Source organism: Kitasatospora purpeofusca (assembly GCF_000718025.1).
GTDB lineage: Bacteria > Actinomycetota > Actinomycetes > Streptomycetales > Streptomycetaceae > Kitasatospora > Kitasatospora purpeofusca.
In genome coordinates, this window is record NZ_JODS01000008.1 from 234,883 (window position 1) to 254,065 (window position 19,183).

General features: G+C 70.0%; 20 protein-coding genes and 1 tRNA gene. 7 read left to right on the top strand and 14 right to left on the bottom strand.

Going from position 1 to position 19,183, the window contains the following annotated elements; genetic code table 11:
* Window positions 1–11: 11 nt before the first annotated feature.
* On the bottom strand, window positions 12–1,358 hold the full coding sequence (locus tag IF01_RS0114910) for an MFS transporter (protein ID WP_078879971.1): 1,347 nt from the start codon (window positions 1,356–1,358) through the stop codon (window positions 12–14).
* A gap of 138 nt (window positions 1,359–1,496) precedes the next feature.
* Between IF01_RS0114910 and IF01_RS0114915 the strand changes: the two genes are divergently transcribed.
* From IF01_RS0114915 to IF01_RS48250, 3 genes are all read left to right on the top strand, one after another.
* Window positions 1,497–2,240 carry an ArsR/SmtB family transcription factor gene (locus tag IF01_RS0114915; protein ID WP_051755347.1) on the top strand — a complete coding sequence of 248 codons (744 nt, stop codon included), beginning with the start codon at window positions 1,497–1,499 and terminating at the stop codon, window positions 2,238–2,240.
* A gap of 41 nt (window positions 2,241–2,281) precedes the next feature.
* A complete protein-coding gene (locus tag IF01_RS0114920; RefSeq protein ID WP_030393879.1) occupies window positions 2,282–2,815 on the top strand; it encodes a hypothetical protein in 534 nt (177 codons plus the stop codon).
* A 180-nt stretch (window positions 2,816–2,995) separates the two neighbouring features.
* The gene (locus tag IF01_RS48250; RefSeq protein WP_030393880.1) at window positions 2,996–3,628 is read left to right on the top strand and encodes a hypothetical protein; all 633 of its coding nucleotides are present in this window, start codon (window positions 2,996–2,998) and stop codon (window positions 3,626–3,628) included.
* A 189-nt stretch (window positions 3,629–3,817) separates the two neighbouring features.
* Here IF01_RS48250 and IF01_RS0114930 read toward each other — a convergent pair whose 3' ends face one another.
* Window positions 3,818–4,306 (bottom strand): YajQ family cyclic di-GMP-binding protein, encoded by a 489-nt coding sequence (locus tag IF01_RS0114930; protein WP_030393881.1) that lies wholly within the window; start codon window positions 4,304–4,306, stop codon window positions 3,818–3,820.
* Window positions 4,307–4,521: 215 nt separating this feature from the next.
* Here IF01_RS0114930 and IF01_RS0114935 point away from each other — a divergent pair.
* Window positions 4,522–4,602, top strand: a tRNA-Tyr gene (locus IF01_RS0114935).
* 164 nt (window positions 4,603–4,766) lie between these two features.
* Here IF01_RS0114935 and IF01_RS0114940 read toward each other — a convergent pair.
* From IF01_RS0114940 to IF01_RS43910, 11 genes are all read right to left on the bottom strand, one after another.
* Window positions 4,767–6,143 carry a tyrosine-type recombinase/integrase gene (locus IF01_RS0114940; protein WP_030393882.1) on the bottom strand — a complete coding sequence of 459 codons (1,377 nt, stop codon included), beginning with the start codon at window positions 6,141–6,143 and terminating at the stop codon, window positions 4,767–4,769.
* Window positions 6,143–6,331 (bottom strand): helix-turn-helix transcriptional regulator, encoded by a 189-nt coding sequence (locus IF01_RS0114945; protein ID WP_030393883.1) that lies wholly within the window; start codon window positions 6,329–6,331, stop codon window positions 6,143–6,145. The genes IF01_RS0114940 and IF01_RS0114945 overlap by 1 nt, the downstream gene beginning before the upstream one ends.
* 256 nt (window positions 6,332–6,587) lie before the next feature.
* Entirely contained in the window at window positions 6,588–8,585 is a 1,998-nt protein-coding gene (locus tag IF01_RS0114950; RefSeq protein ID WP_051755349.1) for a YfjI family protein, read from the bottom strand.
* A gap of 268 nt (window positions 8,586–8,853) precedes the next feature.
* Complete coding sequence (locus IF01_RS0114955) at window positions 8,854–9,750, bottom strand: hypothetical protein (RefSeq protein WP_030393885.1); 897 nt, start codon at window positions 9,748–9,750, stop codon at window positions 8,854–8,856.
* Between the two features lie 5 nt (window positions 9,751–9,755).
* A complete protein-coding gene (locus IF01_RS0114960) occupies window positions 9,756–10,163 on the bottom strand; it encodes a hypothetical protein (protein ID WP_030393886.1) in 408 nt (135 codons plus the stop codon).
* A gap of 15 nt (window positions 10,164–10,178) precedes the next feature.
* Window positions 10,179–11,261, bottom strand: coding sequence for a hypothetical protein (locus tag IF01_RS0114965; protein ID WP_030393887.1), 1,083 nt, complete (start codon window positions 11,259–11,261; stop codon window positions 10,179–10,181).
* A gap of 164 nt (window positions 11,262–11,425) precedes the next feature.
* A complete protein-coding gene (locus IF01_RS48255) occupies window positions 11,426–11,596 on the bottom strand; it encodes a hypothetical protein (RefSeq protein ID WP_157855229.1) in 171 nt (56 codons plus the stop codon).
* Window positions 11,596–11,838: a hypothetical protein gene (locus IF01_RS48260; protein ID WP_030393888.1), complete on the bottom strand. Its 243-nt coding sequence runs from the start codon at window positions 11,836–11,838 to the stop codon at window positions 11,596–11,598. Before IF01_RS48260 ends, IF01_RS48255 begins: the two co-directional genes overlap by 1 nt.
* Complete coding sequence (locus tag IF01_RS48950) at window positions 11,835–12,011, bottom strand: hypothetical protein (protein ID WP_167349744.1); 177 nt, start codon at window positions 12,009–12,011, stop codon at window positions 11,835–11,837. Before IF01_RS48950 ends, IF01_RS48260 begins: the two co-directional genes overlap by 4 nt.
* Window positions 12,008–13,009 carry a hypothetical protein gene (locus IF01_RS0114990; RefSeq protein WP_030393889.1) on the bottom strand — a complete coding sequence of 334 codons (1,002 nt, stop codon included), beginning with the start codon at window positions 13,007–13,009 and terminating at the stop codon, window positions 12,008–12,010. The genes IF01_RS48950 and IF01_RS0114990 overlap by 4 nt, the downstream gene beginning before the upstream one ends.
* Before the next feature lie 8 nt (window positions 13,010–13,017).
* Window positions 13,018–13,368: a hypothetical protein gene (locus IF01_RS43910; protein WP_051755351.1), complete on the bottom strand. Its 351-nt coding sequence runs from the start codon at window positions 13,366–13,368 to the stop codon at window positions 13,018–13,020.
* 426 nt (window positions 13,369–13,794) lie between these two features.
* Between IF01_RS43910 and IF01_RS0115000 the strand changes: the two genes are divergently transcribed.
* Both IF01_RS0115000 and IF01_RS0115005 read left to right on the top strand, forming a co-directional pair.
* Window positions 13,795–14,643: a GntR family transcriptional regulator gene (locus IF01_RS0115000; protein WP_030393891.1), complete on the top strand. Its 849-nt coding sequence runs from the start codon at window positions 13,795–13,797 to the stop codon at window positions 14,641–14,643.
* On the top strand, window positions 14,640–15,326 hold the full coding sequence (locus tag IF01_RS0115005; RefSeq protein WP_030393892.1) for an HAD family hydrolase: 687 nt from the start codon (window positions 14,640–14,642) through the stop codon (window positions 15,324–15,326). Before IF01_RS0115000 ends, IF01_RS0115005 begins: the two co-directional genes overlap by 4 nt.
* A gap of 181 nt (window positions 15,327–15,507) precedes the next feature.
* Here the strand turns inward: IF01_RS0115005 and IF01_RS45485 are convergent, their stop codons facing one another.
* Window positions 15,508–18,072: an NB-ARC domain-containing protein gene (locus IF01_RS45485; RefSeq protein WP_078879973.1), complete on the bottom strand. Its 2,565-nt coding sequence runs from the start codon at window positions 18,070–18,072 to the stop codon at window positions 15,508–15,510.
* Window positions 18,073–18,813: 741 nt separating this feature from the next.
* Here IF01_RS45485 and IF01_RS0115010 point away from each other — a divergent pair.
* Entirely contained in the window at window positions 18,814–19,122 is a 309-nt protein-coding gene (locus IF01_RS0115010; RefSeq protein WP_094745545.1) for a hypothetical protein, read from the top strand.
* The last annotated feature ends 61 nt before the right edge of the window (window positions 19,123–19,183 follow it).

Here is a 19,183-nt window from a genome sequence, read left to right on the forward strand (position 1 = left end):
CCGCGTCGGGGTCACGCCGCCGTCCGGTCCGGCCAGGTGGCGCGACGCAGCGTCCGCCCGGCCGTCGCCGGGACCAGGCCCGCGGCGAGCAGCGCGGCCACCGTGCCGAGCGCGGCGGCGGGCGACAGGTGGTCGAGCAGCAGCCCGCTGCCGACCATCCCGGCCGGCATCCCGACCGTGAACATCGTCATCGTCGCGGCGATCACCCGGCCCCGGAGGGCGTCCGGGACCTGCTGGAACACCAGGAGGTCGATCATCACCCGCAGCGTCGGGACGCCCAGGCCCACCAGGAACAGCCCCGCGAAGACGGTGACCGGCCCGCCGGGCAGCAGCGGGGCGAGGATCACCGGGACGGTCAGCCAGGACACCGCGAGCAGCAGCGCCCCGGGCCCGGCCAGCCGGTGCAGCCGGCGCACCAGGAGGGCGCCGGCCAGCGCTCCGACCGCCTCGCCGGCCAGCGCCAGGCCGATCCCGGCGTCCGAGGTGCCCTGGCCGCGCAGGACGACCATGACCGGCAGCAGCATCGCGGTGCCGGCGAGGTTGATCAGCAGGACGACGGCGAGGATCGGGCGGAGCAGGGCGCTGCCTGCCAGGTAGCGGTAGCCGGCCAGGGCGGCGCCCTTGGCGGAGCGGGTGTCGGCTGTTCCGCCGGTTCCGGCTGTCCCGCCCGTTCCGCCGGTTCCGTCGGCTTCGCCGGTGTCGGACGGGGACTGCGGGCGGCCCGGGAAGCGGACCAGCAGCGCCACGACCAGCGAGAGCAACGAGGTGAGGGCCGTCCCGACGAACGGCGCCGCCCGGCCCAGCCCGAACAGCGCGCCCGCCAGCGGCGGCCCGATCAGGCCCGCCCCGCTCATCCGCGCCTCGTCCTGCGCCAGCGCCTGCCGCAGTTGCTCCGGCGGGACCACCGAGCGCACCGCGAGCAGCCGGACCGGCCCGGTGTAGGCGATGGTCGCGCCGACCGCCACGGCGACCAGCAGGCTGTGCGCGACCGTGAGCCGGCCCAGCGCCATGGCGAGCGGGACGCTGGCGCAGGCGATCAGCCGGGTGGTGTCGCCGACGATCAGGATCCGGCGGCGGTCGTAGCGGTCGGCGACCGAGCCGCCGTGGATGCCGAAGAGCACGGACGCGCCGATCTGCAGCGCCCCGAACGCGGCGGCGAGCGTCGAGGAGCCGGTGAGCGCCAGGAGCAGCAGCGGGTACGCGGTGTCGATGATCTGCAGGCCGAGGGTGGAGCCGGCCTGACCGGCCCACAGGGCCTGGAAGCGCCAGTTGCGCCGCAGTGGGACGGGCGGGGCCGCCGGAGCCGCGTTCGTTGCCGCGTTGGTTCTCGTGCTCGTCGTCGTGGTGCCCGTGCTCATTCGCCCGCCCCTCCGTCGGCCGCCGATCACTGCGGCGTAACCATTCACAACATCGTGAATGATGGCGTGATGGTGAGCGCTTGCGCAAGGGTGAAGGTGCGATTGCCCGGAGCATCGGCCATCTGCGAGGGTGAGGCCGTGGTCGAGAACGCCGAGAACGCCGAGAACGCCGAGAACGGGGACAGCGCCGGTCCCGCCGTGCTCAAGGAGCGCCGGGTGGAGGACGCCGCCACCCTCAAGGCCTTGGCCGACCCGCTGCGGCTGGCGATCCTCGACGTCCTGGTGACCTCCGCCGCAACCGGTCCGCTGACCGCGAAGGAGATCGCGGCCGCGCTCGACGAGCCGCAGACCAAGCTCTACCGCCACATCAAGCAGTTGGAGAAGGCCGGGCTGATCCGGGTCGCCGGCACCCGGCTGGTCTCCGGCATCGTCGAGAGCCGCTACAGCCCGGCCCAGGAGTCGCTCCGGCTCGCCCCGGAGATCTTCTCGTCCGACTCCCCGACCCGGGTCGACGCCTACGACGCGATGCTTGCCGCGATGGACCGGGTCCGCGGTGACTTCCGCGCCGCCGCGATGGCCGGTCGGGTCGACTTCTCCCGGGACGACTCGGGCGCGCAGTCGGGCCTGTTCTCGCACTTCACCTACCGGGTCACCCCCGAGCGACTGGTCCGGTTGCGCGGCCAACTCGCGGCGGTGATCAACGAATTGCACGCCGAGGGGAACAGCACCGCCGAGGACGCGGTGGACGTGACGATGTTCACCCTGCTGTACGGCGTCGGCCCCGCCCCGGCGGCCGGCGAGGCCCCTGCCTCGGACCCTGCCTCAGTGCCGACTCCGGCCGTCGGCTCCCGGAACGACGGCGGCCCGGGCACGGAATCGTAAACGCCGGGCGGACTGTCGGTGCCATGGTTCAGGATGACTGAATGTCATACGAACTTCAGGCGCTGATCGGCCCGGCGGAGCTGGTCGCGGTGGCGGCCGCCGAGGTTCCGGCCGCCCGCCCGCGGCCGCTCGCCCAGGGGCTGGCACTGATACCGGCGACCCCCGAATTCCTGGCCGCCTTCCGCGGTGGTGAGGGAACGCCGTCCGCCCCGGGGGCCCCGTCCGCTCCGGCGGCTCCGCGCGCGGTCGGCACGGTCCCGTTCGACTGGTTCCCGGACGGCCTCGAACGCCGGCTCGCCGCCTGGTCCAAGGCCGCGCCGATCGCCTGCGTCGAGGCCGACTACTTCGGCGGCACCGGAACCCAGCGCGCCGCCGTCTGGGCCGACGGCCGACTCGACCTCGGCCCCATCGCCAGCGGCGAGTTCGAACCCTTCCCGTCCGAGGGAAGCCCGATCTCCCGGGTCCTGCGGCGGCTCGGCGCCCGGGTGGGGGAGGACGGCGCCGCCCGCGACGAGTTCGACGCGGTCGGCCTCGGGGCCCACCGGGCCACGGCCTCCTGGGTCTCCGGTACCTGACGTCCGGTCGCCCGCCCGCCCGGCCACCGCGTGTCGTCGCGTGTCGCCGCGTGTCGTGCACCGTTCGGCGTACACGCGGTGGCTGGGCCAACGGGGCTGCCCCACGGTGTGAATCAGGCCTGATGCCCGGTCTCCGACCGGGCCTGACGCCCGATCTGTACCGAGAGGAAAGCATCCCCCATGCGCACCACCTGGATGGCCGCCGCGCTGACCGCAGCCCTCGCGCTGACCCCGGTCGCGACAGCCTCCGCCGCCGTCGGCACCGGAGCCGACGCCCCCCACCGCACCACCTTCTCCATGGGCTCGGTGACCCCCGTCACCGTCCCGGGCCTCCCGGCCGCCCCGATGTCGTCGGCGGGTCTCCCCGGACTCCCCGGACTTCCCGCGCTGCCCACGGCTCCGGGGATCCCGGCGGCTCCGGCGGCCCCTGCCGCTCCCGTCGCTCCCGCGGCTCCCTCCGCCCCGGGGCTGCCGTCCGCCCCCGCGCTCCCGGCCGACGCCCCCGACCCGACCTCGGCCCTCGGCGGTGTCCTCGACCTCGTCGGCGGCCTGCTCTCGGCGGTCCCCGCCCTGCTCGGCGGAGTCGACCTCGGTGCCGTCCAGCAGCTCCTCGCCTCGCTGGAGAGCACCCTCCAGGGCCTGCTCGGCCAGCTCCCGACGCCGCCCACCCTCCCCACCCCGCCACCGACCGTCACCGCCCCGGGCCTCGCGCCCCCGGCCCCGCCGGCCTCGCTGACGGACCAGCTGGCCACCCTCAAGGACCGGACCAAGGCCCTCGGCGACGCGGCGGCCGCCGCAGCTGCCACCCGCTGACGACGGTCCGCTCCACGACGGCCTGCTCTACGACGGCCCCGGCCGGAAGCCCACCCAGGGCTCCCGACCGGGGCCGTCCGCTGCCCGGACCCCCACCGCCGACCGGGAGAAACGCGACGAGGGCGCGGCGACGAGGCTGCCCTCGTCACCACGCCCTCGACCGGTCGCCGCGCGGGCGGCGACCCGCGACTAGCGGTAGTTCACGTACTGGAGCGCGAAGTCCAGGTCCTTGCCCTTGAGCAGGGCCTGCACGGTCTGGAGGTCGTCACGGCTCTTCGAGGTCACCCGGAGCTCGTCGCCCTGGACCTGGGCCTTGACGCCCTTCGGGCCCTCGTCCCGGATGATCTTCGCGACCTTCTTGGCATCGTCCTGGGAGATGCCCTCCTTCACGTCCGCGAAGATCTTGTACTCCTTGCCGGACAGCTGCGGCTCCTTCGCGTCCAGCGCCTTGAGCGACAGGCCGCGCTTGATGAACTTGCTCTGCAGCACGTCCAGGATCGCCTTGACGCGCTCCTCGCCGTTGGCCTTCATCTCGATCGTCTCGCCCGAGCGCTTGATCTCGGCGCCGACGTTCTTGAAGTCGAAGCGCGTGGAGATCTCGCGGGAGGTCTGGTTGATCGCGTTGTCGACCTCCTGCCACTCGACCTTCGAGACGATGTCGAAACTGGAGTCGGCCATGGGTGTTGGTCTCCTTGATGTTCTGGCTGCACTGACACGGCCCGCCCCACCGGGCGTCCGCCGTCCCAGCCTATCCAGCCGACCCCCACCCCCGCCCGGGACGCCCGCACCGCACCCGCCCATCCGGCCCCGCGGAACCAGGTGGCGAACCACCCCCCGGCATCGGGTAAGGTTTACCCAGTCGAACGGGGCAAGCCCCGCAAGACAAACATCCTGGCTGGTTGCCCGAGCGGCCAAAGGGAGCAGACTGTAAATCTGTCGCGCAAGCTACGCAGGTTCGAACCCTGCACCAGCCACAGGATAGAGAAGGGCCCGTGACCTGCGGAAACGCAGCTCACGGGCCCTTCTGTCATGGTCGAACAGTGATATTGATGTCTGGTTGTTTTGGGCGGTTTGTCTCACCTGGTTCCGCCCGGATCCCGGCGTTGACCAGCGGTTCCGGACCAGGCGCGGACCAGGATCAGCGGGGCCTGCGCTGGAGGCGTTCGGCGATCAGCTCGTTGGCGTGGTCTTCGTCACCGTGGATGCACTTCGCGTAGACGCGGAGGAGGACGGCGATGCTGTGGCCGGCCCGACGGGCGCACTCGGCGGGCGCTACCCCGGAGGCCAGCCACAGCGAGATCCCGGCGTGCCGACCGTCATACGGCCGCTTCGCGAGCGGGGTGGCCTGCTCGTCCGGACTGAGCACCTCGGCCCGGGCCGCCGCCCAGACGACCCCGTAACCGCTCTCCTGCACCATGCCGTCGCGGAAGGTCCGGAACAGCCGGCCGTCCGGCGCCGTGCCGTACGCCTCGATGTGCTCCCGCAGCAGAGCCACCAGCTCCGGCGGGATCGGGACCGGCCTGGTGGCCTTCTCGGCGCGGTGCTTCAGGCCCCGGGGGTCGTGCGAGGTGCCGCTGTCGGTCCAGGCTGATCCCACCCGGGGGCTGTTCCCGTTGAGGTTGAGCTTCCCCCACCCCTCCGCAGGAAGCACACAGCGGTCCCTGCGCAGGTGGACGACCTCCCCGGGGCGCATCCCCGCGTAGTAGATGCACCCGAAGAACGCCACCAGCCGCGGCCCGCGCCGCCCCTGGCGCCCGACCGCCTCCAGCATCGCGGCGGCCTGCTCCGGGCTCATCACGTACTCGGGGTCGACCTCCTCCTCGACCTGTGGCGGCTGCCACTGGACCAGAGGCAGAGGATTGGCGGTCAGCAGCCCGTCCTCGACCGCCCGGCCGATGACATGGTGGAGGATCCGGCGCTTACGCAGGATCGTGGACGCGGCGGCCTTGGTGCCGTCCAGCTTCACCGAGAGCGCGGCGAGCAGCTTCCGGACCACCTTCGGGTCCTCCAACTCCGAGACGTCGACCGAGTGCCGCGCGACCCACGCGAGCGCCTTGGCGGCCTCGGCCGGCGGCTCCTCGCTCCACCGGTTCACGTTGAAGGCCCAGCCGTACAACGCCCGCCGGACGACTCGCTTGTCCGGCATCCCGACCTTGCTGCTGACCAGCTCGAACGTCACGCTCGCCAGCGCGTCGGCCCAGGTCGTCCGCGTCTTCGCCGGAGCCCCGTCCCACCGGGCCTCTACGTAGTTCCGGCCGTGCTGGTACCAGGTGACGGCGTTCTCCTCCTGCTGGCGCTTCCGCAGCTCGGCCAGCGGCAGGCCCGTCTCGACGTCGAACGGCTGGTGGGAGGCGACGGCGACCAGCAGCTCGGCCTTCCGGCCGTCGGCCTGGGTCTTCGTCAGGTACGACTCGGAGAACTCCCGGCCGGCCACCGTCCACCGCACCATCCACGGCGTCCGCCGGTCCGGCCGGTGGCGGTGGTCCCAGAACTTCACCTTGTACGAGGTGGGCATCAGGCGGCGACCTCCTGCGCGGCCCACCAGGCGTCGAGGTCGCTGCGGCGGACGCGGATCTGGTTGTTGGGGAGCTTCATGAGCTTCGGGCCCTTCCCGCGGGCGACCATGCGGTAGAAGGCGGAGCGGGACATCTCCAGCTCGTCGAGTACCTCGGCGAGCTTGAGCTTCGGGTCCTGCGTGGGCATGGCGGCGACTCCATCGGCGAGTGCGAATGGTGGTTGCGGAGTGTTACTGGCCCTGTCGCGGATGGGCACGGAGGGCGGAAAGTGTCAGGGATGTCAGGGGAAATCGCTGGCCTGCGGTTTTGGCTCCTGGCAGGGCGTCAGGGATTGTCAGGGATGTCAGGGAAACAGCCCCTTTCCCTGACATCCCTGACAATCCCTGACGTCGTGTCCGGAGCTGTTTTGGCTGGTCAGGGGTTTGCCCTGACATCCCTGACGATTACGGGGCTTCGGCCCCGTCCGTGGGGGTGCTCACGGCGGGGTGGACACGGTAGGTGACGGCTTGCGGGCGTCCGCGCTGGCCGCCGGCGGGCGACTGGTCGGTGCGGAGCCAGCCGTGCTGTTCGAGCAGAGCGAGGGCAGGCTCGACGTCGGCGACCTTCTTGAACCGCCGGGACGACGCGACGGCGTCGTGGGCCTTGATGTGGGTGCGGTGGGCGCCGTCCTTCTTCGGACGCCGGAGCCACTGGAGGAGGGCGTGGGCGTCCTCGGTGGCGGGGTCGGCGGCGATGAGGTCGAAGACGGCGAGGGTGTGCGCGGTGTAGTAGTCGGCGATCTCGGCGGCCCGGTCGACGGTGGCGGCCTGCAGGTCGGCGCGCCAGGCGTTGCTGTCCTGGTCGCCGGCGATGTGGTCGGCGAGGTGGAGCAGGACGGCGATGCGGGCGATGTGGCCGACGAGCTTGCCTGCCCAGTCCTTGATGTGGGCGAGCGGCTGGTCGGGGCGGAGCTGGACCTCCACGCGTTCCTGCAGTTTCTCCACGGCGAGGTCTGCGGCGCGGTCCATGACGACGACCACGGGTTCGGGGAGGTCGGTCATGGCGCGGAGCAGGCGGGTCAGGTTGCGGTCGTAGGCGTTCGCCACGGCGTCGGGGATCGGGTCGGTACGGACCTTGCGCCAGCCGAGGTTGGAGGGCGGCAGGGAGTACAGGAAGCGGGCGAGCAGGCCGCGGTCCCGGGCGCCGGGAGCGGCGCCGAGCTCCTGGAGCACGGCGGGCTGCGGGGTGACGCCGATCGTGAGCGCGGGCTTGTCGACGGTGGGCTGCTCGCGGGTGATCCGGTCGGTCTGGAGCCGCTCGCCCTTGTGGGCCTGGAGGAAGACGCCGAGGTTGGGCTTGCTGCTGTAGCGGCCGACGATGCTGTCGAACAGGTCGCCCTCGGGCGAGAGCGCGGCCAGGCACCGGTGGACGCCGAGATGGTGGGTGACGGTCTCGGCGGTGATGTCTCCGGACAGCGTCAGGCGCGGGGTCGGCGGGACCACGATCTGCTCGGCGAGCATCTTCGCGGCGGAGACCTCCGCGACGAGCTGGGTCCGGTCGGCCTCCGGGTTTTTGCGCGCCTTCGCCATCAGCGCCTCGACCTCGGCGAGGGCGGCGTCCCGGGTGGTCTCGGCCTCGATGACGGCCGCCCGGGCGTCGGCCTGCAGCTCGGCCTCGACCTTGTAGACCGGGCCCATGGTGAACGCGAAGACGTCGGACTTGCGGCTGGCCGGGGGCATCGCGCAGGTCAGGTAAAGGTTCGACTGCTCGCGCCAGCCGGGCCGGATCTCCACGCCGACCCGCCCGCCGGCGGCCGTCGACAGCGCGGCCAGCGCCATGGTCGCGGCGGCATCGGGTGGGGTCTGCGTGAACTCCGCAACCGCATCGACGTACGCACCGACCCACCCGGGCAGGGCCTTCACGGGAAAGGTGGGCAGGCCGGTGTGGGAGCCGAGCGGGACGGGGTCGAGCCAGCTCTCGCCGGTGGCGAGGTCGGCGAGCGCGGCCAGGGCGGCGGCGCGCACGTCGTCCAGGTCGGCCGATCCGTCGCCGGCCATGTAGGCCAGGCGGCTGGTCGCGGTGTTGATCCGGCGCCGCTCGGCTGCCGCGCGCACGATCTCGGCGTAGTAGTCGCCGTTCGCCGCGGTCGGGGTCGCCTCGACACAGGCGTGCAGGTAGCCGGGGCCGCCGATGCGGCCGAGGTCGCCCTGCGCGCGCAGGACACCGGTCAGCAGCAGTGGGTCCACCGGGCGCTCGCCGTCGGCCATGCGGGTGATGGCCCGCCAGATCGTCTCGTGCGCGGGGTGGTAGAACGCGCCCGGGTCCCCGAGCTGGGCGGCGAGCGCGGGGATCTGGACGGGGTCGAGCAAGGCTGCGCCGATGACGGCCTGTTCGGCGGCCTTGATCTCGGCGGGCTCGGGCCGGAACGGGATCACGTTCGGGTGGGTGGGCTGGGTGCTCAACGCGGCTTCTTTCGTGCGGAGCGGGGCGGCCCGCGCCCGGGCGGTACCGGGCGCGGGCCGAAGAGGAGGGCGGTCGGAAGGTGTTGCCGGGGGTGTAGTCGGCGTGTTGTCGGGGGTGTTGCTGTGTTGTTGTCGCAGGTCACGAGCCGGGTGTTGCCGGGCGGGAGGGGGCCTGGGACGGGCGGGGGAGCGGGGTGGAGGAAGGGGCGCCGGGAGGTCCGCGAGAGCTCCGTCCGGTTGGGCCCGGGAAGGACCGGTGGCGGGACGGTCAGACGGCGGTAGCGGAGGTGTGGTCGGTGACCATCTCGGGCGGCAGCCGGGGGGTGTACCCGAGGTAGTCCCTCAACGCCGCCGCGGTGAGGCCGACGGAGACCCCCTTGCCTTTCACTCGCAGGCCCCTCTCGAAAGGAAGGCCGGCGGCCCGCGCGACGGCCCCGAAATCGCGGGCGTCCAGCCTGTTGTAGAGGCCGTGCCGCTGGAGGCTGGCGAGGACCTCGGAGAGGTGGACCTTCCCGGCTCCGCCGTCGCTCAGCGCGCGGATCGCGACCATGCGCTCGACCGCGGCCACCAACTGGTCGGGGGAGAGGGTGGCGTAGGACGGCTCGGGCTGCTCCTGGTCGGCGTCGGTGGCCGGGGCGTCGACGCCCTCGTCCACGTCCTCCCTGGTGGCCTCGGGGGCCTTCACACGGGAAGGGGCGTGGATGAGCGCGGCGATCCACCACCCGCCTATGAGCAGCCCGATCGCGGGCCGGATCCACGGGCCGACGAGGGACCAGACCAGCGGGCCGCCGACGATCAGCAGCAGGGCCGCCGCGCCGGCGGCGTCGCCGAGCTTGCCGCGCTTCGCCTTGCGGTCGGCCTTGGCACGTTCCAGCTCGACCTGGCGGGCCGTGACCTGCGCGGCCTCCTGGGCCTGGAGCATCGCGGCGCGCTTGGCCGCGTCGGGCTCGGCCGCGAGCCTCCTGGCGAACGCGGCCTCGGTGGCCTCGGCCGCCAGGGCGGCGATCTCGTCCTGCTTGCCCTTGAGCGCGGTGGCCTCGGCCCGGCGCTCGCGCTGGGGTGCCATCAGCTTGCGCACAAGGACGGGTGTCCCGGCGACCAGGCCGGTGAAGGGATACAGGATGGTGGCGACGACCGTGTCGGTGGGGAAGATCTTCTCGGTCATGGCGGTCAGCCGATGAACGAGGTGATGAGCCCGCTGAGGATGCTGGCCGGCAGGGCCCAGAGGCCGCCGGCGGCGGCGAACAGGGACGGGGCGACGGCGCCGCACAGCGCGTCCTTCCACGGCTTGGGCTTGAGGCCGAACACGGCGATCGTCAGGACGGCGGCGGTGGCGCCGGTCTGCCACTCCCCGAGGGCGGCGTTGCCCTGGAAGGAGCTGCTGAGCTGCTGGCCGATGCCCGCGAGCTGCTGGAAGGCGGTGCCGGCGTTGGCCGACAGCAGGCCGATGCCGAACGCCCAGTAGGGGACGTGCTCGTCGGCGACGTTGATCTTGTTCTTGCCGCGTACGCCGACGTAGAGGTACATGGTGGTGACGGTGGCGGCGCCGCCCGTGCCGAGGGCGATGAGGCTGCTCATGGGTGTCTCCTTGGCTCAGTTGAGGGGGAGGGCGGCGAGGACGGGGCCGAGGCCGAGGGCGACGGCGAGGCCGGAGGCGACCGGGACGCGCAGGGTGATCAGGGTGATCAGGGGGAAGGGGCCGGTGACCTCGGAGACGCGCTGGCGGCCGCGGTCGCGGACCTGGAGGTCCAGGGCCCAACCGAAGGCGGCGACCAGCAGGCCGACGAAGGGCCCGCCGGGGGCGATCAGCGAGACGAGGCCGGTCGCCCAGCCGCCGGTGGCGCTGATCGCGGTGAGGACGCACCAGCGGCGGAAGCGCCGGACGCGGTCGGAGGGGCCGGTGGTGCGGGCGGCGCGGCGGCGTTGGCGGCGGGCCCGGGTGCGGGCCTCGCGCCGGTCGGCGAGCTGCTGTTCGCGGTGGCGGCGGGTGCGCTGCTCAGGGGTCTCCCCGGCGGCGGCCCGGGCGGCGTCCTCCCGGGCGCGGGTCCGCTGCCGGTCCAGTTCGTGTTCGGCCCGGCGGCGTGCGGCTCGTTCGTCGGGGGTCTCGCCGATCCGATCGGCGAGCAGGTCGACCATGCCGACGAGATCGTCCCGGCGGTGGCCGGGCTCGAGGACCTGCTCGACGCGGTGGCGCTCGGCCCGCTGCTCGGCAGTTTCGCCGGCGGTGGCGAACGCGGCGTCGCGCTCGGCGCGCTGCTGGGCGATCAGGGTCTCGTACTGGACCTGTTCGCGGGCCGCGCGCTGGGCCTCGGTCTCGGTCATCAGCTGGGTGACCTGCTGGCCGACCTGCGAGGCGATGGTGGGGACCTGCTCGGTGAGGATCCGGCCGACGGGGGCCCAGAACGCCTGCGCGGCGGCCTCGAAGGACGGCCGTCCGGCGGGCTGGTCGCCGCCGAGCGGGACGGGGGTGTGCACGACGGGGCCGGACTTGCGCCACCACTCGTCGACCACCGGACCGGTGCCCGCCGCGGCGGGCGGGCTCTGGGGCGGGACCGTCGGCGGCGTGGACGGCATTGGCGGAACGGGCGGGGCGGAGGTGGGAGGGGCGAGGGTGACGAGTCTCTGCAGGACGTCGGCCAGGTCGTCGTCCCAGTCGCCGTTGTGCGGGGTGGTCATCGGTTCGGCCCCCGGCGGATCAGCTCGCGGACGGCGACGCCGGCGATCGCGGCGTCGAGGAGGACGAGGAACAGGCTCAGCAGGTAGCCCATGGAAACTCCCGGGTCGGAGAGGATGCGCGCCCCGCACACCGAGGGTGTGCGGGGCGCGCGTCGGGGAGTGGGTCAGGAGGAGCGCCACCAGGCGCGGGGCGCCTCGGTGCGGTGCCAGGCGGTGGTGGACCGGCTGGTGCGGCGGGAGTCGATCCGGCGCTGCCCGGCGCGGTCCGCCTCGCGGACGGCCTTCGCGCGCCGCCGCTGGCCGGACTGGGGCGGCTTCGGGTCGCGGCCGAACATCAGTCGGTCCTGCGTCCGATGCGGCCGACGAGGACGAACGGCTCGCCGTCGACCACGCACATCGCGGTGAACTCGCCGGGGCACGCGCCGCCGCTGCGGGCGTCGGTGACGACCAGGCGCGAGCACCACGGCTCGCGGATCAGGCCGCTGACCACGTCCAGCGGGACCGGGTCGGCGACGCGGTACGCGACGCCGTTACGGCGGACGGTGCCGACCAGCGGCAGGGAAGTGATCGCCTTCACCTCTGCTCACCCTCCCAAGCGGCCTTCGCGGTGAGGAAGACGCGGTGGATCGGGTCGCCGACCGGGCACGGCCGCCCGTCCTGGCACAACGGGCAGGTGGCGGTGTGCTCCGTGGCGGCCCGGAAGGCGGCCATGTAGGTGACGAACTGCGGGTCGGACACGGACTCGGTCACGATGCCTGCTCCTCGGCGGTCGTGGTGGGGACGGCGTGGAGGGCGGGCCGGACGGCGGGGTGTTCCTTGTAGCGGGCGGCGATCCAGCCGACGGACCAGCCGGTCAGCTCCACCGCCTGGCGCTGCGGCAACCCGGCCTCGGCAGCGGCCTTCACCACCTCGCGGGCCCGCTCCTCCGGCAGCCGCTCGGCGGCCGGGCCGGCGGACAGCAGCTCGGCGCGGGCCCGCTCGGCGGCCTCCCGCTCACGCCGCTCACGGTCGGCCCGGGCGGCGTGCTCACGGCGCTCACGCTCGCTCGCCTCCCGTTCACGCCTCTCGCGCTCGGCCCGCTCGGCGGCCTCCTGCCGGGCCTGCTCCTCGCGCGCCGCGGCCTCGCGGCGGGCGGTCTCCGCGCGCTGGTCGCGGGCCATGCTCGCGTCGTGCTCACGCTGCTCACGGGCGAGCCGGGCTTCGTGCTCACGGCGCTCGCGCTCGGCCCGCTCGGCGGCCTCGAAGCGCTCCATGCGGTCGGCCCGCTCTTCCCGGCGCCGGGCCTCCGCCCGCTGCTCGCGCAGCTCGCGCTCGGCCCGCTCAGCGACCTCACGGGCAGCCAGCGCGGCGCCGATCGCCCGCCGGTAGGCCAGCGACGTCTCGGCCGTGACGATCAGCAGCAGCGGCGCCACCGAGTGGACCGCCACCCCGACCGCGTCCCGGTCCAGGGCGGACAGACCCACGTTGAGCAGCACTGTCATCAGGCCGGTCATCCAGCGCAGGACCACCGGCCAGCGCCCGCCGTCACCGTTCAGCCGGGCGAGCGTGGCGTCCATCCGCACCACGATCACCACCGCCGCGTCCACGACGAGCGGCAGGATCGGCGCCGTCCACTCCCAGCCCTTCGGGGTGTGGCCGGCCATGAGCGGGGTCACCGTGAGCACGCTGTAGAGGACCGCGCCGAACGTGATCGCCCACGTCCCGACGGACAGCGCCCGCTCGGCCGAGCGGATCTGAGCGGGACTCATCGTCGCCTTCATCGCGGCCCCCGAACCGGCCGCTGCGAGCGGCCGGTGAGCGCGCTCACGGCAGCCGCGAGCGCGGCGAACACGCCGGCGTTCACGCCGCCACCCGGACGGCGCTCGCCGTGCGGCGGACGACCGCCGGGCGCCGCAACGGCACCGGCGCCGACCGCAGCAGACGCGGCCAGCTCCGGGTCCTCCCGGCGCAGGTCCGCCAGCATCGCGTGCGCCGCGTCCATCCGGGCCTCGCGCTCGATCTCACCCTCACCGGCGACCCCGGCGAACAGCTGCTCGTCCACGCCGAGCGCCAGCTCGGCGCACTCGTCCTCGTCCGCGGCCGTCTGGCCCGCGATAATCAGCCTCATGGGCCTACCTCTTCTCTGGGGTGTGGGCCCGTGAGGGGTCGCCGCGCTCCGGCCAAGGAAGGCGCGGCGGCCCCGTTCTCACAGGCCCGGCCAACGTTGATCAACAGCACTGGCCGTCCCGGTTGCCCAGGACGGCCAGCAGGTCTGCGACCTTGCAGGCGGGCGCGGCCTTTTGATCTAGGTCTCCGATCTGACAAGGCGCCGGGATGCCTCGGCCCGATCTGTCCCGGGCCCCTTCGCCCTGGGCGCGGCGGAAGGCCGGCCATCTACGGGCGCATTCGTGCAGGTCAGAGCAGCCCAAAGAAGGCCCCTCCGTGTCACCCCTGTCTCACTCGGTGCGACACTCACAACATAGAGAACCTGCCTAGGCAGCTCAAGAGAGTTGGGTTTCTCGCTCGTGTTGCACAACACGACTAGCATGGCCGCATGGCCCTGGACCCGGACGACTCTCGCCCCCCGTATCAGCAGGTCAGCAGCTCTCTGCGGGCCTCGATCCTCACCAAGAAGCCGGGCTTCGAGACCGGCGACAAGCTCCCCTCAGGCCCCGAGCTGGCGAAGCACTTCGGCGTGGCGCGCGGCACGGTGGACAAGGCGCTCGACCTGCTCCGCACCGAGGGGCTGATCGTGACCCGACAGGGGAGCGGTTCCTTCGTGCGGGAGCGGACATCTCGGCCGGTCGGGCTGCGGCCTCACCTCGAAGCGGCCTTCGAGCAGCAGCAGGTGACCCTCGACTTCGCCGGGTTCTCCAGCGAGACGCTGCACAACGCGCTGCAGGAGCCGCTCGACAAGGTCCGCTCCGGCCGGCTGGCCCCGGAGTCCATCACGGTCCGCCTGCTGCTGCCGGACACCACGGCACCCATGGCCGTGCCGGTGCTTGTCGACGGGCTCCAGGACGAGGCCGCCCTCCGGCAGCGCGCCCGCAATATCGCCCTGACGAATGCCGGCGGGATCGCTCACTCGGTGGAGATGCTGGCCGAGCTGGGGCTCGTCCAGAAGGCGAGCGTGCAGGTCAAGGTCCACCGGGCGTCCAGCCTGTTCAAGCTGTACATCCTGAACCGGCAGGAGGCGTTCTTCGGCTTCTACCCGCTCCGCGAGCGCACCGTGGCGATCGACGACACCGACCACACCTTCTACGACGTGACCGGCAAGGACACCACCCTGTTCCACCACGCCGCCGGCCCCGACGACGCCTCGCTCGGCTCGCAGTACGTCCAGCAGGCCCAGATGTGGTTCGACAGCGTGTGGAGCACGATCGCCTACGAGCGGCAGTCATGATCGCCACTCCTCAGCAACTCGCCGACGTGCTGCGGCCGGTGAAGCACGTGCTCCTCGACTTTGACGGTCCGGTCTGCTCGGTTTTCGCCGGCCTCCCCGCCCCGGAGGTTGCGCGCCGACTCCGTGAGGGCCTGCTCGCTGCGGGCGAGCAGGCCCTGGCCGGGGCGGAGGAGGAGGCCGACCCGCTTGCCCTGCTCCGCCTGGTCGCGGACGCCCGGCCCGACCTCACGGCGACCACGGACGCCGCGCTGGCCGCGCTGGAGACTGAAGCCGTCCGGGTCGCCCGGCCGACCGCAGGCGGAGAATCGGTTCTGCGGGCTGCCGCCCGCTCTGGTCGCCTGGTCTCCGTAGTCAGCAACAACGCCGGCGGAGCCATCGAGGCGTACTTGGCCGAGCACGGCCTCGGCGACTACATGGCCAGCGTTTTCGGTCGTACCCCGGGTGACCCCTCCTCGATGAAGCCGAACCCGCGCCTCCTACTACAAGCCATGGAGGCCGCGGGGACTGGGCCGGAGCACTGCATCTTCATTGGCGACGCGGCGCGTGATGTTGAAGCCGGGAAAGCCGCCGGTGTCGCGACGATCGGCTACGCCAACAAGCCGGGGAAGGACGCCAAGCTGGCCACCGCCGGCGCTGTTGTGATTGTGCATTCGATGGAGCTCATTGCGGATGGCCTGGCCTGATGTTCACGGCCTGACCACCGTCAACCGATGCCAGAAGCGCAACTAGAGCACGAGCCATAGGTCTGGGCGGCAAACCGCCCCCCAGACCGAACTCGCCTTCACGGCGTAAAATGGAGTTTCTGGCCCAGCGTCAAGCTAAAACTAGCCGGTCGGTACCGCGGCTAACCAGTTAGCAGCACAGCTAGCCCAGCCATCGAAGGTCGGCGGCGCGTGGCCCCCGAAGATTTTCCTCATCCGGAGTAAATGCCACAGTCACTCCCTCGGCGAGGTATTGCCAGTCACTGGCAGAACAGAGGTCGTTCAGATGGAAGAAGTAGTCTCGGCCCCATGATTCGATGAACCCGAACATCTTGTCCTGCTTGACAGCCTTGACGCTCCCGGTCCTTCGCTCAAGAAACCCAACGTCCGCTGCCCTAATGCGATCTCTGAGGCGGGAAGAAAAGCCGTCGCAGCTAGCTGCAAGAAAATCTTCGTCGAGCTTCCTGCTCAATGAATCGCTGATTTCGATGAGTTGCACGAGACGGTCAGATGCCTCTGCCGCGATCATCTCAACCTTAGCAATATCAGCGATCTCAACGACAGCCTCGATAAGCTCGACAGCTGCACCAGTTTGGAATCCGTCAAGGAAGTTCTTGGCGCCATAAAATCCTGCGCGACATCCCATGGTGAGCGCCACTTCGCCGTCGGCGATAGTAGGCCTAATCGACAATGCATGGGAAGCGCTTGCAACAGCAGAAGGAAAGTCGCCGAGCTGAATGTGAGTCCAAACGATTTGAATAATTACGGCAGGGGGAACATCTTCTGTCACCGCTGCCTTTTGGAGGAGCTTGAGGCCTAGCTCAAGGTTAATTGCCTCATCGACCAGGAAGGTGCCATAGAAATAGTTCAGAGTGGCGAAATCGGGGGCCAATTCATGCGCTCGCTCGTATGCGGCATTTGCGGCATAGTTATCCCTGCGCGCAAGGTGAATGAATGCCTCAACCCGCCAGGATTCATGATAATTGGGTGCGAGTAGCTGGGCCTCGCGACACGTTATGAGCGCACCGTCGTAGTTTCCCTGATCATATTCGCGAAGTGCTTCACGAAGTAGGCGAGCTACGCTGAAGTCTCCAGGCCCCTGAATATCAATTGTTTTCGGATCATACGGCGATGCGGTGCTTTCGGCCTGAAGTGTCATGCCAAGAGAAGTCAGTTCCCTGCTTCGATTTTCGAACCACTGGCGCTCATTCGCTTGCACTGCGTGCCGCTTGTCAAGATATTGCTTTCCGAAGTCGGTGAGTTGATAAGTGGTCTCGCTTGTAGGGCCGAAAGATGAGCCCTGCATCTGAACAAAGTTTGTTGTCATGAGCTCCAGTAGGCTGGATTGAATTTTTCCTGCGGAGTAGCTGTTTAGGAACGCAAGCTCGGCCTGACTCCGGCGTCCCGGCAGAACCTGCATTGAGCGCAGAACCGATCGTGCCTCGCCACCAAGGTACTCGTAGACGTTGGACATGCAGAAGTCCAGCAGAAGGTCGTTCCCGTGGAGCAGTTCCTCAGGGCGTCGCCCTGCCTGCACGCCGGCCACGAACCAGCGAATGTACGCGGGATGGCCTTTCATAGCGTGAACCATCCTGGCAATACTGGAGGCTGGCAGCCCCTTGAGTGCCGTCACTTCCCGAACACGGGCTAGCGCGTGCAACAAACGAGTGGAGTCATCATCCGAAAGCGGGGAAAGGGCAACCGGGTTTTCAATCCCGAGCCCGATTCGGCTTGTGATCATGACCTTGCTGCCGAGAGGAAGGTCGAGTAGGAAGTCGCGCAGCCTTTGATCGAGCACAGTCTCAAGGTTGTCGAGTATCAGAAGGACCTTGAAGTGCTCAAGATACGATAGGACTTCGCCAATTGGATCGCTCGCCTGAGACGCCTTTTCTCCGCCGAGCTGCTCCGCGGCAGACGCAAATAGGCCAAGCGAGCTTTCGATCGCTCCACTGATTCTCTGAATCTCGTTAACGGTGAGTGCAGTAGCTTTCGCAGTGACCCAAACGAAAGCGTCAAATGGGTTCTTTGGGTCATCTAGAAGTTCATAGGCTGCCTTAAGGGCAATAGAGGTCTTGCCGATACCTCCGTCGCCCAGAATTGAAACTACGGGATAGGCGCCTTTGATTGCCTTCTTGATTCTGTCTAGCTCCTTCCGTCGGCCAAAGAATCCGGTCTCATCGAACTCTGGTGCGGGAAGGTTGTGCTGTGGTGCGCTGTCGGGGTCTGCGACAAGGTTAATCTTGAGGCCCAGCACATAAGCTGGCTCGCGCTCAAGTTTGTGCATGGTCTCTGACGTCAGGCCCCAGAGTTGAGGGTAGGAACTGCAAATGTCTTTCGCCACATCGTAGATAGATGCCATGTCATCTATCTCCATTGGGCGCGAATGAGCCACCCGGTTTCGGATCTGTATGATCTTCGAAAAGTTGGGAGAAATTTTGGCGAGTGAGGTTTGGAGGTCTTCGTCCAGGCGGGACTTTAGGCGAGAAAGAACCTCGAATGCGTCCGCGAAGTCAAGATAATTGACCAGTGTTGAAATGGGCGAGGGCGAGGACTGTGTGCCAATGTCCCGACTTATCCGCGAGATAGCTTTTTCGTGACGTTCTCCACCGAGGATGGAAAGGGCATCATCCGCACCGTCCTCACAGACTCGCAAGATGGCCAATCTTAGGTCCTCTTCAATCGAGGACAGGAGGGCGAAGCAAGTGAGGCGGGTTGCGGTCGAGCTCATGTACTCTCCACGATCACATGGTGCGAGAGGTCGGCTTTGGTCGCAAATGATAGACCTCGTCCTCGAGGTCTGTACTGGTTATGCGAAAAGTTCCCTATTGAGGTGCGCATGTCGTATCAGTTCGACTGAAGGCACAGGTTCGGCGGGCCGATGTGCGGGTGAGGCGGGACAGGTGGCTGGCCGTGTCGTGGCCAAGGGTGTGGTGCTGCTGATGTGAGTGGATCGGGGATAGGGAATGCCACGCTGACGGCAGAGGGGACCCGTGCCGGACTGTGGTCGGGTGTCGTGGATCCGATCATGATCCGGACCAGTGGCGGACCGGATCCGGGCTCCGATCGAGAGTGGCCAGGTCAGGGCTCGCCTGGTCAGCGGTCTGTAAATCTGTCGCGCAAGCTACGCAGGTTCGAACCCTGCACCAACCACAGGATAGAGAAACAGCCTCTGACATGCGGAAACGCATGTCAGGGGCTGTTTTCGTTCCCTCGAACGCTCATCGGCGCCCCTGTCTCCGTCGGATGAGGTTTTCCCGTCTGGTCGGTGGTTCCGGACCGGACGCGGACCAGGGGCAGTCGGGGCGTCGCCGGGGTGCTCGACCGCCGGTGGGTCGGCGTGGGCTTCGTCACTGCGGACGCACTTCGCTCCTGTCGTGCGGGTGATCGGCGGGCGACCTCGTCGGCGCTGTGTACGACTCTTCGGGGCGGGGGTGGGCCGGTGCGGGCTGGGTAGGGGGCGGCGGTGGGTGTGAGTGAGCTGGTGATTGATGTCCGGGGGTACCGGGTCGAGTGCCTCGAGGACTTTCGGGATGCGATCCGTGCGGTCGAGCCGCGGGCGCTGCCGAGGTGGCAGGGGCGGAGCCTTGACGCGCTGTGGGACACGATCGAGAACCGGGGGGTCTGCGACTTCGTCGACGCCCACGATGTGCTGGTCGTGCGAGCCGACCGTGCGGGGCTGTTCGCCGAGGGGAGTCCGGGTGGGGCCGGGCTGTGTTCGGTGTTCGAGGATGCCACCTGGGCGCGGCTGGAGCTCTTCGACCGGGTCGCCGGGTCCTGAGTCACGGGGGCGTGAGGAGGAGGGTGGCGGCCGCGGGGGTGTCGGGGGCGGTGTGGGTGGG